Genomic DNA, 6,649 nt, shown 5'->3' with positions numbered 1-6,649 from the left:
TCCCGCCCCCCCCACCCCCCCCGCCCGGGCCGCCCCCGCGGCCGCCGGGGCGGGGCAACCTGGGGCGGGGGGGCCCCGGGTTAATGGCCCCCGGGCCCCGGCCCTCCGAACGGTGGTGGGCGCGGACGGTTTCGAACCGCCGACATCTGCTTTGTAAGTTTTCCCCGGGCAAGCCTCTGACCTGCGAAAACGTTGACCCAGGAGCCTCTGACCTGCGAAAATGTCTCTCCGGTGCTCTCGCGACCTCTCCGCGTTTCTCGGGCTCATGTGTGCCGATTCCGTGCTGTGAGGTGGTCCGCCAGCCTTCTGGCCGCCGCCCACTGCCTCTCCGCTCGGTGGCCCTACAAGTATCGCAGGCCCACCGCTCCCTCGGGGGCACCGAACAGGGCTGGAGATCGCTGCGAACCTGCGGGTGACAACATCCCCTCACTCACCCCAACTATCACGGAATGTGACCAAGGAGCTGACCTTGCACATCGACACCATCACGCCCCAGCGGTTCGACGAACTGCTCTCGGACGCGACCATTCCTGTCGCTCACCGCGCCTTGTGGGTGCTGCTCACGGAGGTCAAGTTCAACCTCACGGACTTCCTTTCTCTCGACGTCCGGGACGCAACCGACACCACGTTGTCCGCCGCTGGTGCTTCGAAGACGGGGCTGACGGAGATGCGCATCTCGGAGAGCGCCTCGGTCCTACTCCGGGAGACCACCGGCGACCGCACGGAGGGTGCCGTCTTCATGGAAGCACGAACTGCGAGTCCAGGCCGCGGTCGGCGTATCGCCGCTGAGTGAGGCCGGGCGACTCCTCTCGCTGGAAGCAACCTTGTTCGGGTTCGCGCTTTCCAATCAACCGAGCCCAACTTGGCCGGGTGACGGCGGACCTGGCGTACACGCCGACTGTCACCGTTCATCGGCAAGCCTTGGTGTTCCCGCTGACCACCGTGCAGCTTCACGCGATCGAGGCCGGCCAGGCGGGCGACGCCCGATTCGAGGTGGAGGTGTCGGCGACGCTTCCGCAGGCCGCGGGTTATCCCGGCACGGCGATCACTACCGACCACATCTCCATCGCGAGAAGTCGGTGGGAGGAACAATTGGAGCAGGCCGCCCCATCCGCAGTGTTCGAGATGGCCGCCCCGTACCCGCTCCACGATTCTCGGCGTGCTGAGCCCAGGCTCGCTCTCCGCGAAGCCCAGCGCTTGATCACCAGAGGCAGCATCCGGGCAGCAATTCTGGAGGTACGCCGTGTTCTGGAGTGGATGCAGCACAATGCCGGGTGGGACAAACCTGGTCCCAAGAAGCTCGCCAACCAGTGCTCCCAGTCGGAGCGCTGGTGGCGCATCCAGGTTCGCTGTACAGCCAGACCTCCGGGGCCATGCACAACGACGCCATCACGAAGTCGTTCGAGTACAGCAGGGCCGAAGCCGAAACGCTGCTCGCGATGACCGCCGCGCTCTTGCGAAACGTCCCCGAGCAACTTCCTGCGTCGGCCGATGCCGACGACACGGGAGTTAGCGCGTAACGCTCCGGGTCAGCCGCCCTCCGGCCCGAGGTTCTGCCGAAGTCGGGACCGGCCTCATCTCGGCGGCTGACGACCTACATCTCTTCACCCCGGTCGACGTCGTGCAAGGTCTCGCCGAAGCGCTCACGCGCCTCCTGGGGCCCGCAGCCGAAGGCGCGGCCGATGTACTCCCAGGTCATCAGGTTTCCGCGAGCCCTGCGGCCGGCCAGCAGCGCGGTCGAAGCCGCGGCACGCTCGAACCGGGCAGCCGCACGGGCGGCAGCGTACGGCCTGCCCTCCATCAGGTCGCAGATCCGGTCCACCAGCGCCGCGACCAGCTCCTCGACCTCGCGCGGCACCACACCCTCGGCCAGGTCGACGTGCCACTCCCAGTCCGCGAACGGCCCGATGGCCTCGCCCACCGCCTCGGTCGCCTCGTCGTCACCGAAGTCCAGCAGGTGCACCCGCTCACCCCGCCAGCCGCAGCTGCAACCGCCGCGCACCGAAACCGCCCGCGGACCGTCCGCGCCGTTGTAGAGCCACCAGGTGGTGCGCCCGTCCGGCAACGGCGCCAGCTCGCTGCCGTCCGCCAACACCGCCGCCGGAAAACCCTGGTGGCGCCCGCTCTCGTCATCCCATGGCATGCCGTGTCCCTCCGGTCCCTGGAGTACAGCATCAGGGTTCTTACGCCGTGCCATGCCGATCAGCTGGACGTCGTGGCCGTGTGCGATTCGAGCTCAGCGCCTTGCGTGTCCGTGGCGACTTCTGTCGGTGGTTCGGGGTGGCCGAGAAGGCCGCCGGTCAGCAAGCGCAGAAGGTCCTGGGCTCGCACCAAACGCGGTCCACCCCAGATGTACAGGGGGACTATTGCCGCCACGACCAGTGCCGGCGTAACAACCGTTCCCGGGGCTCCCAGTGCCGTCATTCCCCATGAGACCGCGAGCAGGAGTCCCAGGCCGAGCAGCACCAGTGCGGCGATTCGTCGCCGGGAGGGTGCCGGTGCTGGTGCTGGCTCAGGCAGATCTTCGGGGTCGAGCAGGTTCAGGTAGGTCTCGGCGCTCAGGGCGTCGAGCAGCTTCGCCAGAAGGGGAGCCAAGTCCCCGGCTGCTTGCGGCCCTGACATCTGTAGTTGTCGTGCCTTGGCCCGTAGCGCTTCGTGTACCTGCTCCGCGTGGGCGACCATGTCCTTCCGCAGATACTTGTTCGGGTCCATGCGGGCCCGTCCGACCAGGAACTTCCCTGCGTCGTCGACCGACGTGATCACTTGTGAGGTCGTTGCTTGGCCCAGGGCGGTCTCCTGGGTAAGGATCAGGGCATTGCAGACGGCCTTGACGCAGGGCGAGGCGTTCTGCGAGGCGATGAGGCGGATTGCCCCGCCGGAGACCGCCACAACCATCAGGACGAGGGCGAGGGGGCCGAACAAGCCCTGGATCAGGTTTCCCGCCGGCTCTGCCTTCCGGAGCCCGTCGAACAAGCTGATCAGCTGCCACGTCAGTACGGCAGGAAGCGGTAGCAGCGCTCCCAGTCCCACGAGTACGAGCAGTTGGTTCTCCAGCAGGCGATCACGCATCCGCGCTTGATGCCTGAGCGGGATCTCGAAATGTCGCAGTGCCCTACTCACTTGGGCCGTGGTACCGCGCTCCCGCAGCCATCGAACCGCCCGCCAGCGCAGCAGAACGCAGCCTCGGCGACTCACCACCCTGCGCAGCCCCACGGCCGCTCGGCGACTGAACTTATACACCGGTGTCAGTACAAGGGGTGCAGCGATCGGGAAGCCCACTGCACAGACTGCCAACAGTGCCAGCCCGGTTCCAAGTTGCTCTGCGGTTCCCGCCCCGACGCTCATCATGTCTCCCCGCGAAGGCCCAGCAAGTCCGCTTCTGGGACCGCGATCACCCAGCCCCAGGACACCAGATCATTCCACGACAGGACGCGCCCATCGCGGCGGTCTGTGCTGTGGCTCTGCCGGTGCTGTCGCCACTCACCAGGCATCCGGCCCGGTACCGGCGGCCGGCGCCCGAACCTGGCGGATCGTCTCTGAGTCGTAGATGTACCAGCCCCAGTCCAGTAGATCGGGGCCCCATCGGACCAGTGCGACCCACTGACGGGACTGCTGGTGTAGCCGCCACCGCTTCACTGAGCCAGCGTTCGTACCAGCTGAGGAAGTCAGTGGCGGAGGAGACGTTGGGGCCCCAGTAGCCGTCGCCGTTACCAATGAGGACGCGGCCAGTGAGGGGGCCGGTCACCGCGATGACGCATATGTCTGTGCAGCCCATCTCGATGATGTGGAGGAAGAGGTCGCGTCCGTGGGCCCTGGGGTCTCTGCCGTCGAAGCCGCGGGGTTTCCCTGGTTCTCCGCGGGGATTCATGACCCGCAGGGAACACTGCTCCAGCGGCACGAGGCCGTAGAAGGGTGCCGCGCCCGAGCCGCCGACATGTGTGAGGAACTGTCGATAGGCGTCGGGCAGGGCAATGTCCTGCTCGGCCTCGAACGCAGCGACACGCGCTTCCGTCAGCTTCGGATCGAGGTAGAACTTGTGCTTCTCTTCCCCGAAGGAGTGGCTGCGGAGTGCTTGGAACGGGATCGCGGCCAGCTTGCGACGCAGGCGGGGTATGCGGGGATCCATCGTGCTCTTCTCTCGTACCCGTCACCCTGTGGGTGGCTGTGGTCAGCTGGCCAGAAGAACCCTCTTCCGTAGCAGAGCGAAGCCGGCCCGTCCGAACATCTGGCGCTTGAGCATCTTGATCCGGTTGACATGCCCTTCGACGACGCCGGAGTTCCACGGGAGGGTGAGTCCTGCGATGACGGCGTCCCGGTCGCGGTCGATGCCGGCGGCGAGGGCGTGGAGGCTGGGCAGGTCGTCCTGGCGGACCGCGTCGAGCCAATCGGGGAACCGCTGGCCCTGGCGCTCGGTGAGCATGACAGCGAAGGAGCGGACGTGCCGGGTAAAGGCGTCGAGTTCAGGGCAGTAGGCCAGGACGGTCTTGAGCTGGAGTTGCTCGGCCTCAGACAGTGCCGAGGGTCGCCGGATAATCCAGCCGGCGACGGTGCGGGGCGGCGGCGGTGCGGTCACCGGCTGCGGCGAGGTGCGTTTGAGCCGAAGGTAGGCCTGGACCCGCTGGTAGCTGCCCTTGTAGCCGAGCGGGACGATCTTCTCCCAGAGCTTCCAGGCGTTGGTGCAGCCCTCGCTCCAGCGGTCGTCGAGGTAGGGCTTGTAGTCGTCGAGGACGGACCGCCGGTTCTGCCACTGGCCTTGGAAGAGGTCCTCCGGGGTCTCCGCGTCGGCCAGGGCCTTGACCGTGCGCCAGGTCATGCCGAGCTGCCGCTGGACGGCGCGCCGGCTGTGGCCCGCAGCCAGGAGGGCGTGCACCGCGGCGTGCCGGGCCCGGGTACGGTCGGCGAACCGGAAGCCTCTCGGCCAGGGCTGGTCCGAGTCCTCCTTCTGGGCCACCGGTTCGATGGTAACGGCCTGACCTGAAACTGGAGTTGCCGCGCGGAGGCACTGTCGGTGGCGGGCGACGGCTCGCTCAGCCGCTTCGCTGAGGTTGTGCCACAGGTGCCAGCGATCCGCTACCTGGACGGCATGCGGAGCTCCGACGGTGGCACCCTCGGCGAAGAACGGCGCGCGGTCCCGGCAGACGACCTCGGTGCCCGGCCGCTCGGCCAGCCAGGCCGCCAGGCTCGACGCCTCCCGGTCGGGCAGCAGGTCCACCGGCCGGCGGGTCTCGGCGTCGACCAGCACCGTCCCGTAGACGCGGCCCTTGCGCGTCGCGTGCTCGTCGACGCCCACCACGCGCGGGGCCGGCGGCACCGGATCGGGAAGCTCCTCCACCAACCGCAGCACCGTGCTCCGGCTCACCGGCACCCCGAACACTCCGGCCAGCCTGGCGCCGGCCCGCCCGGCCAGCGCCAGGCCGACCGAAGCGAGCTCCGTCCGCAGCCGCTCGGTCCACCGGCCGTGGCGCCGCGTCAGCCCTTCGATCTGCTCGACGAACGTCCGCCGCCCGCACGACGGGTTGCCGCACACGAAGCGCCTCACCCGCAGGCTCAACCGGACCCGCCTGCCTCCGACTGGCCCGTCGACGGGAAACCGCAGGTATGAGCTGTGCACCCGGGTCGACCAGCCTCCGCACTCCGGGCAACTGTGCCCCGCCGCCGCGGACTTGACCCCCACGTTCACCGACTCGACATCCACGTCGACCGAGAGCACCGCGACACCCGCGACCGACGGAAACAACAACCCCTCCAAGCGGGGCATCAGATCATCCACGGTCCCGCACTGTCGGCCACCACGACCCGGCCGCTGGCGAATTCCGGGCAACTTTCCAACGCCAGCAACATCGCCAGATCGTCACTCACCGTGCGCAGACCACGGAAGTTGAGCCAGAGCCGGAACTCGCGGACAAGACCGAGGGGCAGACGCTCGACGTTGACGGCGATGGCGTGAGTCCACCGACCAGTGGGCAAGTCGCCGGGAACCCCGGGGCTTTCGATCTCACCAGCTCGGGCCCGTGGATTCACTACCTTTCGCGCTGCTCTCTGTTTCGTTGATCTGTTCACAAGGGTGTGGCGCTTCCGTTGGGATGGCGGCGCCGCACCCCTGTGATGTCTATTCGTCCTCGTCGTCCTCGGACTCGGCAGTCCACCACAGGTCGACCCGATAGGTTTCCAGGGCCTCATGATGGGATGCGAAGATGGCCTCCGAGTTGAGCTGTCCCTCCGGCGTGGCCAGTTGGGCGCGCAGGCTGCTCTGCTGGCCCTCTGCGGCCTGGCGACCCTTCCAGGAGACGCGCCCTTCGTAGACTCCGGGGCGCGGCATCTGGAAGTCGCCGGCGATCTCGGGTGAGAACGCGCGGATGACCACGTATCCGGTGGGCGTTTCGAGTTCCACCTCGCGTTCACCGTCGGCTTCCCAGGCCCTGTCGGCCGGCACCGGGCCGTCCCACACGCGAAAGAGAATCTCGGCGGGGGCGATGCCCTGAAGACTGTGGATGTAGATCTGGGTGCCTGTCCCGGCGACCACATCTCGTCGGCTCCTGACGAGGGCTTCGTTGCTCGGGATGGTGGCGTCGGCGTCGTACACCATGATCTTGCCGTTGTCGGGACGGGCTTCGGTGCGGAACTCGAAGAGGACGGTCACCGCTTTCTC

7 protein-coding genes and 1 pseudogene are annotated in these 6,649 nt (G+C 67.8%); 2 read left to right on the top strand and 6 right to left on the bottom strand.

Going from position 1 to position 6,649, the window contains the following annotated elements:
- Positions 1–469: 469 nt before the first annotated feature.
- Positions 470–793, top strand: coding sequence for a hypothetical protein (locus tag AB0O19_RS17810; RefSeq protein WP_363620411.1), 324 nt, complete (start codon positions 470–472; stop codon positions 791–793).
- A gap of 580 nt (positions 794–1,373) precedes the next feature.
- On the top strand, positions 1,374–1,520 hold the full coding sequence (locus AB0O19_RS17805) for a hypothetical protein (RefSeq protein WP_363620409.1): 147 nt from the start codon (positions 1,374–1,376) through the stop codon (positions 1,518–1,520).
- Between the two features lie 74 nt (positions 1,521–1,594).
- On the opposite strand, the gene AB0O19_RS17800 is transcribed toward AB0O19_RS17805, so the two are convergent.
- The 6 genes and pseudogenes from AB0O19_RS17800 to AB0O19_RS17775 all read right to left on the bottom strand — a co-directional run bounded on the left by AB0O19_RS17800 (position 1,595) and on the right by AB0O19_RS17775 (position 6,640).
- Positions 1,595–2,143, bottom strand: coding sequence for a hypothetical protein (locus AB0O19_RS17800; protein WP_363620407.1), 549 nt, complete (start codon positions 2,141–2,143; stop codon positions 1,595–1,597).
- A gap of 59 nt (positions 2,144–2,202) precedes the next feature.
- A complete protein-coding gene (locus AB0O19_RS17795; RefSeq protein WP_363620405.1) occupies positions 2,203–3,069 on the bottom strand; it encodes a hypothetical protein in 867 nt (288 codons plus the stop codon).
- Positions 3,070–3,634: 565 nt separating this feature from the next.
- Positions 3,635–4,126: pseudogene (locus tag AB0O19_RS17790) on the bottom strand (SMI1/KNR4 family protein); the annotation flags it as partial.
- A 42-nt stretch (positions 4,127–4,168) separates the two neighbouring features.
- The gene (locus AB0O19_RS17785) at positions 4,169–5,758 is read right to left on the bottom strand and encodes an ISL3 family transposase (protein ID WP_363620403.1); all 1,590 of its coding nucleotides are present in this window, start codon (positions 5,756–5,758) and stop codon (positions 4,169–4,171) included.
- A complete protein-coding gene (locus tag AB0O19_RS17780; RefSeq protein WP_363620402.1) occupies positions 5,758–5,967 on the bottom strand; it encodes a hypothetical protein in 210 nt (69 codons plus the stop codon). The genes AB0O19_RS17785 and AB0O19_RS17780 overlap by 1 nt, the downstream gene beginning before the upstream one ends.
- 142 nt (positions 5,968–6,109) lie before the next feature.
- Complete coding sequence (locus AB0O19_RS17775) at positions 6,110–6,640, bottom strand: hypothetical protein (protein WP_363620400.1); 531 nt, start codon at positions 6,638–6,640, stop codon at positions 6,110–6,112.
- Positions 6,641–6,649 lie beyond the last annotated feature (9 nt).

Source organism: Kitasatospora sp. NPDC091276 (genome assembly GCF_040684355.1).
GTDB lineage: Bacteria > Actinomycetota > Actinomycetes > Streptomycetales > Streptomycetaceae > Kitasatospora.
Note: the sequence above shows the minus strand (reverse complement) of the source record. Positions and strands in the feature narration are given on the sequence as shown.

Excerpts from the sequence above, each read along its gene's own strand:
- AB0O19_RS17805 (WP_363620409.1), top strand. The coding sequence starts at position 1,374 with ATGCACAACGACGCCATCACGAAGTCGTTCGAGTACAGCAGGGCCGAA.
- AB0O19_RS17800 (WP_363620407.1), bottom strand. The coding sequence starts at position 2,143 with ATGCCATGGGATGACGAGAGCGGGCGCCACCAGGGTTTTCCGGCGGCG.
- AB0O19_RS17795 (WP_363620405.1), bottom strand. The coding sequence starts at position 3,069 with ATGCGTGATCGCCTGCTGGAGAACCAACTGCTCGTACTCGTGGGACTG.
- AB0O19_RS17785 (WP_363620403.1), bottom strand. The coding sequence starts at position 5,758 with ATGCCCCGCTTGGAGGGGTTGTTGTTTCCGTCGGTCGCGGGTGTCGCG.